This is a genomic window from Nocardia sp. NPDC058244, from assembly GCF_042882065.1.
Lineage (GTDB): Bacteria > Actinomycetota > Actinomycetes > Mycobacteriales > Mycobacteriaceae > Nocardia.
Genome location: NZ_JBHVWX010000001.1, coordinates 746,180 through 763,276 on the forward strand (window position 1 = coordinate 746,180; position 17,097 = coordinate 763,276).

Below are 17,097 nucleotides of genomic sequence, written 5' to 3' on the forward strand. Positions count from 1 at the left end.
GGGGTTTCGTTGTGCTGCAACTCGTTCTGATCCTGATGGCCCTGGCCGGGCTGTTCTCCTGGATGGCCTTCACCAACGGCAGCGTGGTCGTCGCCGTGATCTTCGCGCTGCTGGCGCTGGCGCCGCTGATCGCGATCGTGGTCGCCATGGTGCGCAAGCGAACCGGGGCCACCGGTCCGCTGTTCGGCAAGCAGTCCAGGGTGGTGGGGGTGATCGCGCTGGTGACCGTCATCGGGGCGGTCGGCTACGCGGTGTACTGGACTTTCTGGACGCCGAAGGAGTACGAGGGCCAGCTGGCGAACGTGCGCGACATGGAGTCGGCCTGCCACGACATGGGCGGCAAGTTCTTCCCGTCCGCGGCCGAATTCGGCGGGCCCGCACCGCATCCGGTGGTCGCGTTCGTCGACGAGCAGGTGGGCGGGGTCTCGGAGGCCGAGATCGGCGGTTCCGACGCGCCGCGCGAGTGGGGCGGCCGCGGGCTGCAACCCGCCGACGTGCAGCTCATCGCCTGCCTCGACGAGGCCGAGGACGGCAAGTTCCTCACCGACTGCAAGTTCACCAGCAGCACGCTGCCGCTCTATCAGGGCCGCTACGACGTGACCATCCGCGAGGCGCGGACCGGCCGCGAGGTCGGGACCGTCGAGCTGGCGGGCAAGTCGACGCCCGACTGCCCGTTCTCGGCGCTCACCAAGGGCGACAACCCGAAGATCCACACCGAGCCCGATCTCGCCGAATACCAGCGCGCGCTGGCCGAATTCGTCTCGAAGTAGGCCGGTTCAGCGGACGAAGGCGCCGCCGATCGTGGCGAGGGTGGCCGCCCGCGCCGACTGGTCGGCGGCGCTGTCGTCGATGGGGTCACCGCTGGCGAGCAGCCGGTAGTACAGCGGCGCCGACACCGCCGACAGGACCGCGCGCGCGTCGGTGCCCGCGGGCGCCTCGCCGCGCGCCACGGCGTCCTCGACGCAGGGCGCCCACTCGGTGAGCCGGGTGTCGTAGAAGGTGTGCAGCGCCGTGGCGGTGACCTCGTCGCCGGTGGCCGCGGCGATGACGGCGCGGAACAGATTGCCCTGGCGCGGGTCGGCGAGCGTCTTCGCCACCAGCCGGGCATTGGCGGTCAGATCGTCGAGCAGGGCGCCGGTGTCGGCGCGCGGCAGCGACTGCTCGGCCATGTCCACGAGCAGATCGGCGACCAGGCCCGCCGGTGTGCGCCAGCGCCGGTAGACCGTCGTCTTGCCGACGCCCGCCGTCGCGGCGACCTCCGCCAGATCGAGGCTGACGAAGCCCCGGTCGGCGATCAGATCGCCCGCCACCTGCAAGACCGATTCGCGGACTCGGGCGGTGCGTCCACCTGGGCGAACGGACCCAGGCCAGGCGATGTCGTGATCCATAACGGAACTCCAGTTTCATTTAGCGCGCAACGGGTGTACTGTCCGAAGTGTTAACGGAACTATAGACCCTTTAGGAGTTCTCATGGAGTACCGGCGGCTCGGCGCATCGGGTCTGCACGTTCCCGCGCTCGGTTTCGGCGCGGGCACGTTCGGCGGACGGGGCGCGCTGTTCAGTGCCTGGGGTGATACCGACGCGGCGCAGGCCAGGCGCCTGGTCGACATCAGCCTGGAGGCGGGCGTCACCCTGTTCGACACGGCGGACGTGTATTCCGACGGTGCCTCGGAGGAGGTGCTCGGCGCGGCGATCAAGGGCAGGCGCGAGCAGGTGCTGCTGTCGACCAAGTCCGCGCTGCCGACCGGGCCGGGCGCCCACGAGGCCGGTGCGGGCCGGGCCCGGCTGATCCGCGCCGTCGATGCCTCGCTGCGCCGGCTCGGCACCGACTACCTCGACCTGTTCCAGCTGCACGCCTTCGACGCGGGCACCCCGCTCGCGGAAACCCTCACGGCCCTCGACGATCTCGTGCGCGCGGGCAAGATCCGCTACGTCGGCGTCTCCAACTTCGCCGGCTGGGAGCTGATGAAGACGCTGTCCACCGCCGAGGCGCTCGGCCTGGAAAAGCCGGTCGCGCACCAGGTGTACTACTCACTGGTCGGCCGCGACTACGAGTGGGAGCTCATGCCGCTAGCCGCCGATCAGGGCGTGGGCGCGATCGTCTGGAGTCCACTGGGCTGGGGCAGGCTCACCGGCAAGGTCCGTCGTGGCCAGCCGCTACCGGCGGGCAGCAGGCTGCACGAGACCGCGCAGGCGGGTCCGCCGGTGGACGACGAACACCTCTACGACATCGTCGACGTCCTCGATCGGATCGCCGCCGAGACCGGCCGCAGCGTCCCGCAGATCGCCCTCAACTGGCTGCTCACCCGCCCCACCGTCGCCAGCGTGCTGATCGGCGCCCGCAACGAGGAACAGCTGCGCCAGAACCTCGGCGCGGTGGGCTGGGAGCTGGAACCGGAGCATCGGGCCGCCCTCGACGCCGCGAGCGCGACCACGCCGCCGTACCCGTACTACCCGTACCACCGGCTGCCCGACTTCACCCGGCTGAATCCGCCGACCGTCCGGGCGGCGTGATCAGTACACGTCGCGGACGTAGCGTTTCTCGGCGACCAGCTGCTTCTTGAAGGCCAGGGCACCGGCCTCGTCCAGCTTCCCGTGGATCTGGGCGATGCGCAGCAGGGTGTCGTCGACGTCCTTGGCCATCCGGGCCGCGTCGCCGCAGACGTAGAAGTGGCCGCCGTCGCGCAGCCACGACCACAGCTCGGCGCCGTGCTCGATCATCCGGTGCTGGACGTAGACCCGCTCGCGCTGATCGCGGGAGAAGGCCAGGTCCAGCCGGGTGAGGAAGCCGGAGCGGAACATGTCCTCCAGCTCGGCTCGATAGTAGAAGTTCTGGGCGGCGTGCTGGTCGCCGAAGAACAGCCAATTGCGCCCGGTCGCGCCCATGGCCCGGCGTTCGTGCAGGAATCCACGGAAGGGGGCGATACCGGTGCCCGGACCCACCATGATCATCGGCGCGTTCGGGTCCAGCGGCGGACGGAAGTGCGGCGCGCGCTGCAGGAAGATCGGCACCTCGGCGCCGGCCCGGTCGGCGAGGAAGGTCGAGCACACGCCGCCACGCCGGGCGGAGTTGCCCGCCGGCTCGCCGTAGCGGACGACGCCGACGGTCAGCTGCACTTCGTCGGGGGTGGTCAGCGGGCTGGAGGAGATCGAATACTGTCGCGGCTGCAGCTTTTTCATGGTGCCGAGCCAGTCGACCAGATCGGTGCGCACCGGGAAGTCGCGCAGCACGTCGGCGGCTTGCCGGTCCCACAGGTAGTTGGCCAGTTCGTTGCGGTTGTCGCGCCGCAGCAGCTTGGCCAGCTGCGGGTGCGGATTGCGTTCGGCGATGAAGCCGAGCAGGTCCTGGCTCACCTTGGTGATGTCGTAGTGGGTGCGCAGTGCCTCGGCGAGGGTGAGCTCGCGGTCGTCGAGCTCGATCACGCGGCGGCCGTCCAGGCCGGTCGCGGTGAGCCACTCCTCGACGAGCTCCGGGCCGTTGGCGGGCAGGACGCCCAGCGAATCGCCGACCTCGTAGCTGGCGTCGAGGTCGTGCAGGTCGAAACCGAAGCGGCGCACCTCCTTCGGCGAACCTGGCGCGCTGAGGATCTCGTTGCGCATCAGCATCGCGCGGACCGGGGACTGGCGGGTGAAGGGCGCGGGCGCGGTGCGCTTGACCCGGGTGGGCGCCGGCGCGAGCGGGCGATCGAGCACGATCGCGCCGCCGCGACCGGTCGGCTGCGGCAGCGACGAGCCGGAAACCTGGTGCGGCTCCGGGGCATCGATGCCCGGCCCCTCGGGCGGGGTGTCGTCGCCGGGCGTCGACCCGCCGAGTGCGGCGAGGACGTCGTCGAGCCACTGCTCGGCGGCATCGGCGAAGTCGGGTTCGCTGTCGACGCGGGGCGCCAGCGGCTTGGCGCCGCGCGCGGCGAAGAGCCGGTCGAGTTTGCGGCCGTGGCCGCAGAAGTCGTCGTAGGAGGAGTCACCGAGGGCGAAGACCGCGTAGCGGACGTCGTTGAGCCGGACGATGCTGTCCTCGAGCCTGCTCCAGAAGTCGGCGCCGTTGTCGGGCGGGCCGCCGTCACCGAAGGTGCTGGTGACGATGAGGATGTCGCCGGTGAGTGCCGACAGCTCACAGGAATCCATGTCGAGCAGCGACGGCAGGAATCCGGCGTCGGACAGGCGCGCGGCGACGGTGGCCGCGAGTTCCTCGGCATTGCCGGTCTGCGATGCCCACAGGACCGTCACCGGGGCGGCCGCCGGAGCATCGGCGGCCGGAGCGTCGGCGCTGGCGCCGGAGGTGCGGGAGTACATCCCGGCCAGCAGCCCGTCGACCCAGAGACGGGACTGGGCCGAGAGCGGCGCGCTCGCAGGCAGCACCGGCTGCCCGGACACCGGCAGCGACTGCAACGCGGCGAGGTATCCGCCGAGGTAGATGCGTTCGGTCTCGCTGAGTGTCGGCGAGGCGCCCGCGTCGAGGCCGAGGATCCCGGCCAGCGGATGCGTACTCGGCGGGGCGGACAGCTGGGTGGGCTGGGCCGGTGCCTGCTCGGGGGCGGCGGCGGGCCCGACCCGGCGCAGCGCCACCGCGCACGCCTTGAACTCCGGTTGTAGCGAGGCGGGGTCCACCGCGTCGTTGGTGACGGCGTTGATCGTCAGGTATTCGCCCTGTTCGTCGTTCCAGTGGAAAGGAGCGAAGCAATCGCCGGGCCGGACCCGATCGCTGATCTGCACCGGCAGCACGGCACGGCCACGGCGCGAGGCGATTTCGAGCTGGTCGCCGGGCCGCAGATCCAGATTTCGCGCGTCCTCGGGATGCACTTCGACGAAGGGAGCGCCGTTGAGCTTGGTCAGCTTGGCGACCTTGCCGGTCTTGGTCATCGTGTGCCACTGATGCTGCAACCGGCCGGTGTTCAGCAGGAACGGGTAGTCGTCGTCGGGCAGTTCGGCGGCGGGCAGGTGCGGGCGGGGGAAGAACACCGCGCGCCTGCTCGGGGTCGCGAACGCCAGTCGCGGTGTGGTGCCGTCGGATTCGACGTGCAGCGGCTGGTGGACGCCGTCGTTGAGATAGCGGATCGGGTTGCGCGGTGCGGCGCTGTCGTTGCACGGCCACTGCATCGGGCCTTCGCGCAACCGCTCGTAGCTCATGCCGCTCAGGTCGTAGCCCGTGGCCGGATTGGTGAACCGCTGGATCTCGGCGAAAACCTCGGCGCTCGAGGCGAAGTCGAATCCGGGGAAGCCCATGGCCGTGGCGACCTGCGCGATCAGCAGCCAGTCCGGTCGCGCGTCGCCGATCGGATCGACGGACTGCTGGAGCAGGGTGACATTGCGCTCGGAGTTCACCATCACCGCGTCGGCCTCGGCCCACAGCGTGGCGGGCAGCAGCAGATCGGCGTAGGCGTTGGTGGCGGTCTCGGTGTAGGCGTCCTGCACCACGACCAGCTCGGCCGCCTCCAGCCCCGCGATCACCGTCTTGCGATTGGCCACGGTGGCGACGGGATTGGTGCAGATGATCCACGCGGCCTTGATCTCGCCGTCGGCCAGGCCGCGGAACATGTCGATGGTGCCGGGGCCCGCCTCGGTGCGCAGGGTGTCGGCGGGCAGATCCCACGCGGTCTCGACGAAGGTCCGGTCGGCGGGGGAGAGCAGGCTGCGCTGGCCGGGCAGACCGGGGCCCATGTAGCCCATCTCGCGTCCGCCCATGGCATTGGGCTGACCCGTGAGCGAGAACGGGCCGCTGCCGGGGCGGCAGATCGCGCCGGTCGCCAGGTGCAGGTTCACCAGGGCGTTGGTGTTCCAGGTGCCGTGGGTCGACTGGTTGAGTCCCATCGTCCACAGCGACATCCACTCGCCCGCCTCGGCGATCATCGTCGCCGCGGTCCGGATGTCGGCCTCGGCCAGGCCGGTGAGCTCGGCGACCCGGGCGGGCGGGTAGTCGGCGAGGAACTCCGGCATCGCGTCCCAGCCCTCGGTGTGCTCGGCGATGAACGCGGTGTCGATCGCGCCGTCGGCGACGAGCAGGTGCAGCAGGCCGTTGAGCAGCGCGAGGTCGGTACCGGGCGCGATCTGCAGGAACAGGTCGGCGCGGGCAGCGGTGTCGGTGCGGCGCGGGTCGACCACGATCAGCTTGGCGCCGGCCTTGAGCCGGTCGGCCATCCGCAGGTAGAGGATCGGGTGGCAGTCGGCCATGTTCGCGCCGGAGACGAGGAACAGGTCGGCGTGCTCGAAGTCGTCGTAGGAGCCGGGCGGGCCGTCGGCACCGAGCGACTGCTTGTAGCCGGTGCCCGCGCTGGCCATGCACAGCCGGGAGTTGGCCTCGATGTGCTTGGTGCGCAGGTAGCCCTTGGCCAGCTTGGTCGCCAGGTATTGGGCCTCGAGCGACATCTGCCCGGAGACGTAGAGGGCGATCGCGTCGGGCCCGTGCTCGTCGAGGATGGCGCGCAGCCGGGTGGCGGTCTCGTGGACGGCCTCGTCGACCGGCAGCGGGACGGGGACCTGGCCGCGCTCGGGGCGGTGGTAGGCGGTGTCCATCCGGCCGGGGGCGGCCATCATCTCGGCGTGCGTCGCGCCCTTGGTGCACAGCCTGCCCGCGTTCGCCGGATGCAGCTTGTCGCCGCTGACCTTGGCGATCAACCGCGCGCCCGACTGATCAGTCTTGGTCTGGACGGTGATGCCGCAGCCGACGCCGCAGTACGAGCACTGTGAACGCACAGTGTCCGTGTCGCGGATGTCAGCTTCCCCTGTCATGCCTTCGATCATCCGCACCTGTCGTTGCGCTCGATTTACCGAACGTTATGTCCAGGTGACAATCGACCTCACACGTCAAAATTTCGGTCGTGAGGTCCGGCCGCGAATATCGGGCCTGATCAGGGCGCATTCCGGTGCACCGCCGAGCGTCGCGGGCCGCCCCGGGGTGACGGGACTCACCCCGGGATCGGGGCGGTTCAGCCCAGTTTGTAGCCGCGGTGCAGCGCCACCACACCGCCGGTGAGGTCGCGCCACTGCACCGAATCCCACCCGGCGTCGGCGATGCGCCGGGCCAGCCTGCGCTGGTTCGGCCACGCGCGGATGGACTCGGCCAGGTAGACGTAGGCGTCGGGGTTGGAGCTGACCGCCCGCGCCACCCGCGGCAGCGCCTTCATCAGGTACTCCATGTAGACGGTGCGGAACGGCCCGAACACCGGCGTGGAGAACTCGCACACCACCACCCGGCCGCCCGGCTTGGTCACCCGCAGCATCTCGCGCAGCGCGAGGTCGATATCGGCGACATTGCGCAGGCCGAAGGAGATGGTCACCGCGTCGAAGGAGTCGTCGGCGAAGGGCAGGGCCATCGCGTCACCGGCGACCATCGGCACCTGGCGGAACCGGCCGGCGGCCAGCATGCCCTGGGAGAAGTCGGTGGCCACGCACCAGGCGCCCGACTTGCCGAGTTCGACGGTCGAGACGCCGGTGCCCGCGGCGAGGTCGAGAACCCGCTCACCCGGCCGCAATCCGAGCGCGCGCCGCGTCGCCCACCGCCAGTATCGATCCTGGCCCGCGGAGATGACCGTGTTGGTGAGGTCGTAGCGCTTGGCCACACCGTCGAACATCGACGCGACCTCGTGGGGTTGCTTGTCCAGCGATGCCCGAATCGGTTCCCGCTGCTCTGTTGTCGCCACGATTCGAGCTTATCCGGCGCGCGTCCCGGCGCTCTACGCCGAGCGCGGCAATCGGTCCCGCATGCCGGTCACCTCGGCATAGTGGGTCATCAGTTCGGTGCAGATCGCGGGCCAGGTGCGGTGCAGCACCGACTTGCGGGCCGCCGTCGCGAACCGGGCGCGCTGGCCCTGGTCGCGCAGGGCCGACACCGCGCTGGGCAGCAGTTCGGCGAAGCGGTCGACCGGCAGCAGATAGCCGTTGCGGCAGTGCGCGATCAGATCGCGCGGCCCGCCCGCGTCCGGGCCGATCACGGGCACACCGGAGGACAGCGCCTCCTGCACGCCCTGGCAGAACGTCTCGTGCTCGCCCGGATGCACCATCACGTCCAGGCTCGCGTAATGCGTGGCCAGTTCGCTGCCACCGAGCTCGCCGGTGAACACCGCGCCGGGCATCAGCCTGCTCAGCCGCGCCCGTTCCGGGCCGTCACCCACCACGACCAGCTGGATCGACGGATCGCCCGCCAGCGCCGCGAGCCGGTCGACGTGCTTCTCCGGGGCGAGCCTGCCCACGAAGCCGACCACCAGCCGGTCCTCGCCGCCCAGCCAGCTCGCCCGCAGGTCGGCGCTGCGCGCGGCGGGATTGAACCGATCGATGTCGACGCCGCGTCCCCACCGGTGCACCCGGGGGATGCCGTGCTCGGCGAGGTCCTGGGCGGCCGCCGAGGACGGCGCCAGCGTGCGGGTGGCGCCCTCGTGGATCCGGCGCGTCCACGCCCAGGCGGCGCGGGCGGCCAGGCCGAGGCCGTAACTCTTGGCGAAACCGGCGACATCGGTCTGATACACCGCGATCGAGGGCAGATCGAGCCGGGTCGCCGCGGCCAGCCCGCCTGCGCCGAGCAGGAACGGCGAGGCCAGATGCACCACATCGGGATCGAAGGCGGCGATCGCGGCGGTGATCCCGGGCTGCGGCAGCCCCACCGGCAGCGAGCTGACCTTCGGCACCATCATCGCGGGCACGCGGTGCACCGGGAAGCGGCCGTGGAAGCGGGGTGCGGGTGGCGCGCCGCGCAGGGTGTCGGGTGCCACGATCATCGCGTCGTGTCCGTGCTGGTCCAGGTGGTCCAACACCCGCAACACGGAGTTGACGACGCCGTTCATGTTCGGCAGGAAGGACTCCGCCACGATGGCTACGCGCACCACCTCAGGGTGACCGCCACACCGCGCGACACCCCCACACCGACGTGAAGCCGGGACGAACAGCAGGCGAAGTTACGCCTCGCGCTGCTTGCGCCGGAGGAGCCACAGCACCGGCAGCGCCAGCGCCCAGACCACCACGATCACCGACGCCGCGGGGATGATCGCCACCCTGGCGTCGCGCCCGGCGACCCGGACCAGATCGGGGTCGCGGGTGCTGTACTCGACATTGATCCGCTGCCCGGCCGTCAGATTGGTCGGATACAGGATGCCGACCTTCGGATTGTGCGTGACGCTGTCGGGCGTCACGTACATGACCGCCGACCGCAGTCTGCCCGCCGAGAGCACCTCACCGGAGGTGGTGCCGCGATGATGCTCGATCTCGAAGTCGTTGCGCCAGGCCGCGAGAACCAGCAGCACCATCAGCACGCTGATCACGGTGGCCACGCCCAGCACCGACGTCCGCGCCCGTCGCAGGCGCTTGGTCCGCCGCTCCGACAGGCTCACATCCGACACCCGGCACACAGTACCGTTGCCGCCATGTCCCGAAAATTCAGCTTCACCGTGCCCTACGCAGTCCCGGTCGAAGATCTCCACCGGGCACTCGTCGACGATGCGGTCTGGCAGGAGCGATTCGCTGCCGCCGAGACCGCGACCCTCGAACTCTCCCATCCCGACGGGCCGGGTTCGATTCGCCTCCATATGACTGAAACGCCCGGCCGGGACAAGGTCCCCGGCCTGGTCCGCAAGGTGCTCAAGAGCGATCTGGTGCTGTCCAGGACCGACAACTGGCAGCCGCTGCAGGGCGAGATCGCCAAGGGCAGCTTCACCGGCAAGACCGGCGGCATCAATACCGAGATGTCGGGCACCTACGAACTGCGTCCCACCGCCGAGGGCAGTGAGATCGAGGTCGTCGGCACCGTCACCGTGAAGGTGCCGCTGGTCGGCGGCGCGATCGAGCCGCTGGCCGAGCAGTTGCACCAGCGCGTCCTCAACAGTGAACGCAAGTTCATCGAGAACCGCTTCGCCACCAAATAGATCGTCGGAAGGTGCCGCCCGCCGGGCCGGGCGGCACCGCGCTCACGCGCTCGGTTCGACCAGGACCAGCCAGTTGCCCGAGTTGTCGCGGATGATGGCCTCGGTGCCGTACGGCCGCGCGGCGGGCGGCTGGATGAACTCGACGCCCTTGGCGGTGAGCTCGGTGAAGGTCTTCTGACAGTCCGCGGTGCGCAGCCCGAGCGCGCCGTGCGTGCCGTCGGCGAGGGCCCGCCGGATCGCCTCGGCCAGGTCGTCGGTCAGCGGCGGCCCTGGCACCATCAGCGTGACCTCGAGTTCGGTGTGCTCCGGATGGGCGACGGTCACCCAGCGGAAGCCGTTGTCGCCCATGCTCACATCCGCCGTCTCGACGAATCCGAGCTTGTCGACGTACCACTGCTTGGCGGCGTCCTGATCGGTCACATACACGGTGACCAGGGAAACGTTCGTGATCGTTGTCATGACCCGAGGCTAGGACGGGCCGGTGCCGCCGGGCTTCTCCGAAATTGCGGTGTCGGGCCGGACCCGGTCGGAGAGCCCGTGCATGAAGACGTAGCAGCCCGGAATGTGCGGCGCGCCGTCGGCGAACCTGGCCTGATACTCACTCGGCGTGACCCCGACCAGCTGACGGAACCTGCTGCTGAACGAGCCGAGACTCGAGTACCCGACCAGCATGCACACCTCGGTGACGGTCAGGTTGGTCGCCCGCAGCAGATCCTGGGCCCGCTCGATCCGCCGTTCGGCCAGATAGGCGCCCGGCGTGCGCCCGTACACGGCCGTGAACGCGCGCAGGAAGTGGTACTTGGAGACCCCGGCGGCGCGGGCGAGGTCGTCCAGATCGAGCGGGTCGGCGTAGCGCTGATCGATCAGATCGCGGGCCCTGCGCAGATGCGGCAGCAGGGCCAGGACCGGTCGACGCGCCGTCCCGCTCACGGCGTTGTCAGCTGAACGGTGGCAGTTCGTCGGCGCGCAGCGAGGCCAGGCCCGCGGCTCGCCAGGCGCGCGCGGTGAGGTCGACGTCCTCGTCGGTCACCAGATTGCCCATCACCCGAACCGCCGTGCGCTGCAGGTACTTCGAGCGCATCACCGGCGGGCCGCCGAGCGGGACCATCTTCGGGTGCGTGGCCAGCCCGGCCAGCCTGCGCGCCACCGAGAAGGTCCGGCCGTAGCGCTCGCGCAGCAGACGCGGCCAGACCCGGCTCAGATCGGGCTCGTCGAGCAGCCCGGCCAGCAGGTGCCCGCCTTCGAGGCCGTAGTCGATGCCCTCGCCGTTGAGCGGGTTCACACAGCCCGCGGCATCGCCGACCAGGACCCAGTTCACCCCGGCCACCGTCGAGACCGCTCCGCCCATCGGCAGCAGCGCCGACGCGACCGCGCGCAGCTCGCCCTCGAGCTCCCACTCCTCCCGGCGCAGCCGGGTGTAGTGCTCGATCAGCGGCTTGAGCGCGATGTGCGAGGGCCGCTGCTCGGTGGCCAGCGAGCCGACGCCGATATTCACCTCGCCGTTGCCCAGCGGGAAGATCCAGCCGTAGCCGGGGACCAGCTCGTCGGCGGCATTGCGCAGTTCCAGGTGCGAGGAGATCCACTGATCGTCGCTGCGCCCCGACTTGATGTAGGCGCGCGCGGCGGTGCCGTAGGCGAAGCGCCGATGCCAGGTGCGGCCCAGCTGTTTTCCGATGGGGGAGCGCACTCCGTCGGCCACCACCAGCACCCGGCAGTGCACGGTGTGGGTGGTCTCGCCGATCCGCACGGTCACCCCGCCGACCCGCTCGCCCTCGCGCAGCACCTCGGTGACCTTGGCGCCGTCGACCATCCGCGCACCCGATTTGATCGCGGTCTCGCGCAGTTTGTCGTCGAGTTCGGTTCGGGGAACGGCACTCCCGTAGGTCGGGAACGACCCGCCCGGCCAGGGCAGCAGCGCCTCCCGGCCGAAGCCGGCCATCCGCAGCCCGTGGTTCACCGTGTGCGCGCGCAGCCACTCGCCCAGACCCAGGTGCTCCAGCTCGGCGGTCGCCCGCGGTGTCAAGCCGTCACCACAGGTCTTGTCCCGGGGGAAGACCGCGGAATCGAGCAGCAGGACATCGCGTCCGGCCCGCGCGGCCCAGGCCGCCGACGCCGATCCCGCTGGTCCGGCCCCGACCACCAGCACCTCGACGTGGGCGGGCAGCGGCGCGTGGTCGGCGGGGGTGAGATCCGGTGAACCCATGGCTCAATACTGGCACCCCCGGCCGCTGTGCGAGAGTGTCGGGTACACCGGGAATAGTCACTGTGTGACCGTGTTCATCGGCCCTGGCGCCGGAACACGCTAGGTTGCTACCCGTCGGGGTCGGACGCATCGCTGGGAGAAGATAATGAGCACATCGGCTGTGAGCGACGAGAGCACCGTGGTTGCCGGGGTCGATCTCGTCGATCCCGAACTCGCCGCCACCGTGCGCGACGGGCTGGCCGCGGTCGAGAAACTGCTCGTCGACGAACTCTCCGACGGTGCGGAATTCCTGCAGGAAGCGGCGCTGCATCTCGCGCGCGCGGGCGGCAAGCGCTTCCGGCCGCTGTTCACCGTGCTCACCGGTCAGCTCGGTCCCAATCCCACCGATCCGGCCCTGGTCACCGCGGGCACGGTGGTGGAGCTGGTGCACCTGGCCACGCTCTACCACGACGACGTGATGGACGAGGCGCCCCAGCGGCGTGGCGCGGTCAGCGTCAACGCGCGGTGGGGCAACAACATCGCGATCCTGGCGGGCGACTACCTGTTCGCCCACGCCTCCCGCCTCACCTCGACGCTCGGCCCCGACGCGGTCCGGATCATCGCCGAGACCTTCGCCGAGCTGGTCACCGGCCAGATGCGGGAAACCATGGGTGCCAAGCAGACCCAGGACCCGGTCGAGCACTACCTGCGCGTGGTCTGGGAGAAGACCGGCTCGCTCATCGCCGCCGCGGGCCGCTTCGGTGGCACCTTCTCCGGCGCGGGCCCCGAGCACGTCGAGCGGCTGGCCCGCCTCGGTGACGCCGTCGGCACCGCCTTCCAGATCTCCGACGACATCATCGACATCTCGTCCTCGGCCGAGCAGTCCGGCAAGACCCCCGGCACCGACCTGCGCGAGGGCGTGCACACCCTGCCCGTCCTCTACGCCCTGCGCGAGTCCGGCGCCGACAGCGACCGCCTGCGCACGCTGCTCGACCACCCGCTGGACACCGACGCCGAGGTCGAGGAGGCGCTGGAATTGCTGCGCCGCTCACCCGGCATGGCCAAGGCCAAGGCCAAGCTCCAGGAATACGCCGACCTCGCCGACGCCGAACTGGCCGCCCTCCCGGCCGGCCCGGCCAACGAGGCCCTCACCCGCCTTGTCCGCTACACCATCGAACGGGTCGGCTGACCAGGAACTATCCCGGCCGCAGACACGTTCTCCGATCATGCCCAATGGGATCAGAACTTTCGGTTTGATGGTCGGGCTGTCGGCGCTCATCGTCGCCATCGGGGCGATGTTCCGCAGCCCGACGATCCTGATCATCTCGATCGTGCTGGCCGTCGGCATGAACGCCTACGCCTACTTCAACAGCGACAAACTGGCGCTCAAGGCGATGCACGCGCAACCGGTCAGCGAACTGGAAGCGCCGGTCATGTACCGGATCGTGCGCGAGCTGGCGACCACGGCCCGGCAGCCGATGCCGCGGCTCTACATCAGCCCGACCAACGCCCCCAACGCGTTCGCGACCGGGCGCAATCCCCGCCATGCCGCGGTGTGCTGTACCAGCGGCATCCTGCAGCTGCTCGACGAGCGGGAGCTGCGCGCGGTGCTCGGGCACGAGCTCTCGCACGTCTACAACCGCGACATCCTGATCTCGTCGGTGGCGGGCGCGATGGCCTCGATCATCACCGGTCTGGCCAATATGGCCTTCTTCGCGAGTTCGTTCGGCAGCCGGGACGGACAGGGCCCGAACATCATCGCCGTGCTGCTGGTCTCGCTGCTCGGCCCGATCGCGGCGGGCCTGATCAAGATGGCCGTGTCCCGCTCCCGCGAGTACCAGGCCGATCAGTCCGGCGCCGAACTCACCGGTGACCCGCTGGCGCTGGCCTCGGCCCTGCGCAAGATCGAACGCGGCGTCCAGGTGGCCCCGCTGCCGCCGGACCCCAAACTCACCAGCGAATCGCACCTGATGATCGCCAACCCGTTCCGCGCCGGCGACCGCATCGCCCGCTGGTACTCGACGCACCCGCCCATGGCGGAGCGGATCAAGCGACTGGAAGAGATGGCGGGCGGCACCCACCGGCACTGAGCGCCGCCGTGCCGCCGACTATCGGTAGTTCACGAACTGCAGGGCGATGCCGAAGTCCTCGCCCTTGAGCAGCGAGATCACGGCCTGCAGGTCGTCGCGCTTCTTGCTGCTGACCCGCAGCTCCTCGCCCTGGATCTGCGCCTTCACGCCCTTGGGACCCTCGTCGCGGATCTTCTTGGAGATCTTCTTCGCCTTCTCGGTGTCGATGCCCTGCACCAGCGTGCCGGTGATCTTGAACACCTTGCCCGAGGCCTGCGGCTCGCCCGCGTCGAACGCCTTCAGCGAGATGTCGCGGCGGATCAGCTTCTCCTTGAACACCTCGAGCGCGGCCTTGACCCGCTCCTCGGCGTTCGCGGTCAGCACGATGGCTTCCTCGCCCGACCACGCGATCGCCGCATCGGTGCCCTTGAAGTCGTAGCGGGAGTTCAGCTCCTTCTCCGCCTGGTGCAGCGCATTGTCGACCTCCTGACGATCGACCTTGCTCACCACGTCGAATGACGAATCAGCCACACTGCGCTCCTGTCCCTCACGGTCTGCCAACGGGTGGGCCGACAGGTGTGCCGGCCACCGAGACAGTTGTACCCGTATGCCCCCGTCGACCGTGCTCGCAGGGTCGTTGTGCAGGCGGTTTGCATTGTGGGTGTGGGTTCGTTGTAAGCTGCTCAGCGCACCGGAAACGGCGCACAAGGCAGATTGCCCGAGCGGCCAATGGGAGCAGACTGTAAATCTGTCGGTGAAAGCCTACGTAGGTTCGAATCCTACATCTGCCACATCGAACCCCGTCGATCATCAGATCGGCGGGGTTCTTTGGTATGTGCTGGCCCGCCTCTCCGAGATTTTGCGGGTCTTCCGGTAGGTCGACTGTTCGTTCTCGGGCTCGCGTCGTTCTCGCTGGGGGCGAGGTGGTGGGGGAGTTACCCATGTTCGTGCGTGATCAGTGGGTTGCGAGGGGGTAAAAATAGGGTCTCACCTGGCGATTTGGTGCTCTTCGGTGGAAGTGTGTAATCTCTTTCAGGACGCCGGAGCACGGGGTCGCTCGGATCGGTTCGCCGGCCAAGACACCTTGTGCCACGTAGTCATGCCCCCTTAGCTCAGTCGGCAGAGCGTTTCCATGGTAAGGAAAAGGTCAACGGTTCGATTCCGTTAGGGGGCTCGCCGGATTGCCGGTGGTGACCGACATTCCCGCCGGCCCACCGTAACAGGTCCGCCGTGGCGGTGTAGCTCAGTCGGTAGAGCAAACGACTCATAATCGTTGTGTCGCCGGTTCAAGTCCGGCCATCGCTACCAATAACGACTCAGCCCAGACCGGAAAGAAGGCAAATCGTGGCCGCGAAGTCCACCGATGTCCGGCCAAAGATCACCTTGGCCTGCGAAGAGTGCAAGCACCGCAACTACATCACCAAGAAGAACCGGCGCAACGACCCGGACCGCCTCGAGCTGAAGAAGTTCTGCCCGAACTGCGGAACCCACCGGGCGCACCGCGAGTCGCGCTGATTCACCAAGCTTTGCCGAAAGGCCGGACGAGAGTCCGGCCTTTCGTGCGTTTGCGGGGGCGATACAGTACCCGGCCGAGCGGGTGAATACACCCCGCTCGACGTTGTGACCCGGCTACGTGTGAGTAAGGTCCACGGTGTGACAGTGAACACCGGAACCGACGAAGCGGTCACCGCCGCAGCCGCCGCACCGGTCGATCCCGCCGCGCACGCCGCAGCGATGGTCGGCCACCACTACCGCGTCGACGACTACTACGAGGTCGGCCGCGAGAAGGTGCGCGAATACGCCCGTGCCGTCCAGGACTACCACCCGGTGCACTGGGAGGAAGAGGTCGCGCGCGAGCACGGCCACGACGGCCTGCTCGCCCCGCTCACCTTCATCTCGCTGGTCGGCATCCTGGCCCAGCGCAAGCTGTTCGAGCAGATCGTCACGGGCTACGACCTGAGCCAGATCATGCAGACCGACCAGATCCTGGAATTCCACCGCCCCATCCGGGTGGGCGACCAGCTGACCTGTGATGTGTACCTGCATTCCTTCCGGCAGGCCTTCGGCGGCGACATCATCGTGACCAAGAACATCGTCACCGCGCAGGACGACGAGCTGGTGCTCACCACCTACACCACGCTCATCGGCCGCAGCGGCGGTGACATCGATCCCACGATGTCGGACGCGGTGCGCAACATCCTGATGCACGGCCTCGAGGAGCCCGCGCATCACGCGCCCGCCGACCTGCCCACCGAGATCACCCCGGATCCGGTCACCAAGCAGCCGGAGCCGTTCTTCAGTGCCAACGCCCTGTCCTTCGACAGCGTGACGGCCGGCGATGAACTGCCCCCGCGCACCGTCCGGCTCACCCGTGGCGATCTGGTGAACTACGCGGGTGTCTCCGGCGACGCCAACCCGATCCACTGGAGCGACGAGATCGTCAAGCTCGTCGGCCTCGACGACGTGGTCGCGCACGGCATGCTCACGATGGGTCTCGGCGGCGGCTTCGTCACCTCCTGGCTCGGCGATCCCGGCGCGGTCAAGGAGTACAACGTCCGCTTCACGAGCCCGGTCTACGTCGGGTCCGACGCACCGGCCGAGGTCGAGTTCACCGGTAAGGTGAAGTCGGTCGATCCGGAGACCAGGACCGCGGTCGTCGCCATCACGGCGAAGTCAGCGGGCAAGAAGATCTTCGGGCGGGCCACGGCTACCGTTCAGCTGTCCTGACCTGGTCGGCTGTCCCGGATTGGCAAATACCGCACGCGGTAACGTACACTCGGGACTCTGGGGTCACCGGCTGCTGCGCGCTGATCTTCCCGGGGATCTGATCCCCATGGAAGCGGCGCGCATGTTGTGTGGCACCAGAGCTCGATAATCGAATATCGACTGTGGTTGGGCACTACAGCTCAGGCTGGTCCAACCGAAGGGGCGTAGCTCAATTGGCAGAGCAGCGGTCTCCAAAACCGCAGGTTGCAGGTTCAAGTCCTGTCGCCCCTGC

Annotated in this window: 16 protein-coding genes and 4 tRNA genes; 11 read left to right on the forward strand and 9 right to left on the reverse strand. The window is 69.2% G+C overall.

The window, feature by feature from the left end:
- The first annotated feature begins 11 nt into the window (after positions 1–11).
- Positions 12–770 (forward strand): hypothetical protein, encoded by a 759-nt coding sequence (locus tag ACFVW6_RS03690; RefSeq protein ID WP_378823876.1) that lies wholly within the window; start codon positions 12–14, stop codon positions 768–770.
- Between the two features lie 6 nt (positions 771–776).
- Here ACFVW6_RS03690 and ACFVW6_RS03695 read toward each other — a convergent pair whose 3' ends face one another.
- Complete coding sequence (locus ACFVW6_RS03695; protein WP_378823874.1) at positions 777–1,388, reverse strand: TetR/AcrR family transcriptional regulator C-terminal ligand-binding domain-containing protein; 612 nt, start codon at positions 1,386–1,388, stop codon at positions 777–779.
- 82 nt (positions 1,389–1,470) lie between these two features.
- Here ACFVW6_RS03695 and ACFVW6_RS03700 point away from each other — a divergent pair, with 82 nt between their 5' ends.
- The gene (locus tag ACFVW6_RS03700; protein ID WP_365008358.1) at positions 1,471–2,514 is read left to right on the forward strand and encodes an aldo/keto reductase; all 1,044 of its coding nucleotides are present in this window, start codon (positions 1,471–1,473) and stop codon (positions 2,512–2,514) included.
- Here the strand turns inward: ACFVW6_RS03700 and ACFVW6_RS03705 are convergent, their stop codons facing one another.
- The 4 genes from ACFVW6_RS03705 to ACFVW6_RS03720 form a co-directional block, all read right to left on the reverse strand.
- Positions 2,515–6,738, reverse strand: coding sequence for a molybdopterin-dependent oxidoreductase (locus tag ACFVW6_RS03705; protein ID WP_378823872.1), 4,224 nt, complete (start codon positions 6,736–6,738; stop codon positions 2,515–2,517).
- A 185-nt stretch (positions 6,739–6,923) separates the two neighbouring features.
- Positions 6,924–7,637 carry a demethylmenaquinone methyltransferase gene (locus ACFVW6_RS03710; RefSeq protein ID WP_355273866.1) on the reverse strand — a complete coding sequence of 238 codons (714 nt, stop codon included), beginning with the start codon at positions 7,635–7,637 and terminating at the stop codon, positions 6,924–6,926.
- Positions 7,638–7,670: 33 nt separating this feature from the next.
- Positions 7,671–8,813, reverse strand: coding sequence for a glycosyltransferase family 1 protein (locus tag ACFVW6_RS03715; RefSeq protein ID WP_355273863.1), 1,143 nt, complete (start codon positions 8,811–8,813; stop codon positions 7,671–7,673).
- A gap of 72 nt (positions 8,814–8,885) precedes the next feature.
- Positions 8,886–9,233 carry a DUF3592 domain-containing protein gene (locus ACFVW6_RS03720; protein WP_378825598.1) on the reverse strand — a complete coding sequence of 116 codons (348 nt, stop codon included), beginning with the start codon at positions 9,231–9,233 and terminating at the stop codon, positions 8,886–8,888.
- Between the two features lie 117 nt (positions 9,234–9,350).
- Here ACFVW6_RS03720 and ACFVW6_RS03725 point away from each other — a divergent pair, with 117 nt between their 5' ends.
- Complete coding sequence (locus ACFVW6_RS03725; RefSeq protein ID WP_355273860.1) at positions 9,351–9,848, forward strand: DUF2505 domain-containing protein; 498 nt, start codon at positions 9,351–9,353, stop codon at positions 9,846–9,848.
- 42 nt (positions 9,849–9,890) lie between these two features.
- Here ACFVW6_RS03725 and ACFVW6_RS03730 read toward each other — a convergent pair whose 3' ends face one another.
- The 3 genes from ACFVW6_RS03730 to ACFVW6_RS03740 are packed head-to-tail and all read right to left on the reverse strand — an operon-like array spanning position 9,891 to position 12,051.
- Positions 9,891–10,307, reverse strand: coding sequence for a VOC family protein (locus ACFVW6_RS03730; RefSeq protein ID WP_378823869.1), 417 nt, complete (start codon positions 10,305–10,307; stop codon positions 9,891–9,893).
- Between the two features lie 9 nt (positions 10,308–10,316).
- Entirely contained in the window at positions 10,317–10,778 is a 462-nt protein-coding gene (locus ACFVW6_RS03735; protein ID WP_357342603.1) for an AraC family transcriptional regulator, read from the reverse strand.
- Between the two features lie 7 nt (positions 10,779–10,785).
- The gene (locus ACFVW6_RS03740; protein ID WP_378823867.1) at positions 10,786–12,051 is read right to left on the reverse strand and encodes a geranylgeranyl reductase family protein; all 1,266 of its coding nucleotides are present in this window, start codon (positions 12,049–12,051) and stop codon (positions 10,786–10,788) included.
- A gap of 145 nt (positions 12,052–12,196) precedes the next feature.
- On the opposite strand from ACFVW6_RS03740, the gene ACFVW6_RS03745 reads away from it, so the two are divergent.
- On the forward strand, positions 12,197–13,219 hold the full coding sequence (locus ACFVW6_RS03745; protein WP_355273851.1) for a polyprenyl synthetase family protein: 1,023 nt from the start codon (positions 12,197–12,199) through the stop codon (positions 13,217–13,219).
- 37 nt (positions 13,220–13,256) lie between these two features.
- The gene (htpX, locus tag ACFVW6_RS03750; RefSeq protein WP_378823865.1) at positions 13,257–14,120 is read left to right on the forward strand and encodes a zinc metalloprotease HtpX; all 864 of its coding nucleotides are present in this window, start codon (positions 13,257–13,259) and stop codon (positions 14,118–14,120) included.
- A gap of 18 nt (positions 14,121–14,138) precedes the next feature.
- On the opposite strand, the gene ACFVW6_RS03755 is transcribed toward htpX, so the two are convergent.
- Positions 14,139–14,630, reverse strand: a complete 492-nt coding sequence (locus tag ACFVW6_RS03755; RefSeq protein WP_316576178.1) for a YajQ family cyclic di-GMP-binding protein — start codon at positions 14,628–14,630, stop codon at positions 14,139–14,141.
- A gap of 177 nt (positions 14,631–14,807) precedes the next feature.
- On the opposite strand from ACFVW6_RS03755, the gene ACFVW6_RS03760 reads away from it, so the two are divergent.
- The 6 genes from ACFVW6_RS03760 (at position 14,808) to ACFVW6_RS03785 (ending at position 17,096) form a co-directional block, all read left to right on the forward strand.
- Positions 14,808–14,890: transfer RNA gene (locus ACFVW6_RS03760), tRNA-Tyr, on the forward strand.
- A 310-nt stretch (positions 14,891–15,200) separates the two neighbouring features.
- Positions 15,201–15,273: transfer RNA gene (locus tag ACFVW6_RS03765), tRNA-Thr, on the forward strand.
- Between the two features lie 58 nt (positions 15,274–15,331).
- Positions 15,332–15,407: transfer RNA gene (locus tag ACFVW6_RS03770), tRNA-Met, on the forward strand.
- 36 nt (positions 15,408–15,443) lie between these two features.
- Positions 15,444–15,614, forward strand: coding sequence for a 50S ribosomal protein L33 (rpmG, locus tag ACFVW6_RS03775; protein ID WP_019049401.1), 171 nt, complete (start codon positions 15,444–15,446; stop codon positions 15,612–15,614).
- 144 nt (positions 15,615–15,758) lie between these two features.
- Positions 15,759–16,826: a fused (3R)-hydroxyacyl-ACP dehydratase subunits HadA/HadB gene (locus tag ACFVW6_RS03780; protein WP_378823862.1), complete on the forward strand. Its 1,068-nt coding sequence runs from the start codon at positions 15,759–15,761 to the stop codon at positions 16,824–16,826.
- Between the two features lie 197 nt (positions 16,827–17,023).
- Positions 17,024–17,096: transfer RNA gene (locus ACFVW6_RS03785), tRNA-Trp, on the forward strand.
- Position 17,097 lies beyond the last annotated feature (1 nt).

Excerpts from the sequence above, each read along its gene's own strand:
- ACFVW6_RS03695 (WP_378823874.1), bottom strand. The coding sequence starts at position 1,388 with ATGGATCACGACATCGCCTGGCCTGGGTCCGTTCGCCCAGGTGGACGC.
- ACFVW6_RS03700 (WP_365008358.1), top strand. The coding sequence starts at position 1,471 with ATGGAGTACCGGCGGCTCGGCGCATCGGGTCTGCACGTTCCCGCGCTC.
- ACFVW6_RS03705 (WP_378823872.1), bottom strand. The coding sequence starts at position 6,738 with ATGATCGAAGGCATGACAGGGGAAGCTGACATCCGCGACACGGACACT.
- ACFVW6_RS03720 (WP_378825598.1), bottom strand. The coding sequence starts at position 9,233 with ATGGTGCTGCTGGTTCTCGCGGCCTGGCGCAACGACTTCGAGATCGAG.
- ACFVW6_RS03725 (WP_355273860.1), top strand. The coding sequence starts at position 9,351 with ATGTCCCGAAAATTCAGCTTCACCGTGCCCTACGCAGTCCCGGTCGAA.
- ACFVW6_RS03730 (WP_378823869.1), bottom strand. The coding sequence starts at position 10,307 with ATGACAACGATCACGAACGTTTCCCTGGTCACCGTGTATGTGACCGAT.
- ACFVW6_RS03740 (WP_378823867.1), bottom strand. The coding sequence starts at position 12,051 with ATGGGTTCACCGGATCTCACCCCCGCCGACCACGCGCCGCTGCCCGCC.
- ACFVW6_RS03745 (WP_355273851.1), top strand. The coding sequence starts at position 12,197 with ATGAGCACATCGGCTGTGAGCGACGAGAGCACCGTGGTTGCCGGGGTC.
- htpX (WP_378823865.1), top strand. The coding sequence starts at position 13,257 with ATGCCCAATGGGATCAGAACTTTCGGTTTGATGGTCGGGCTGTCGGCG.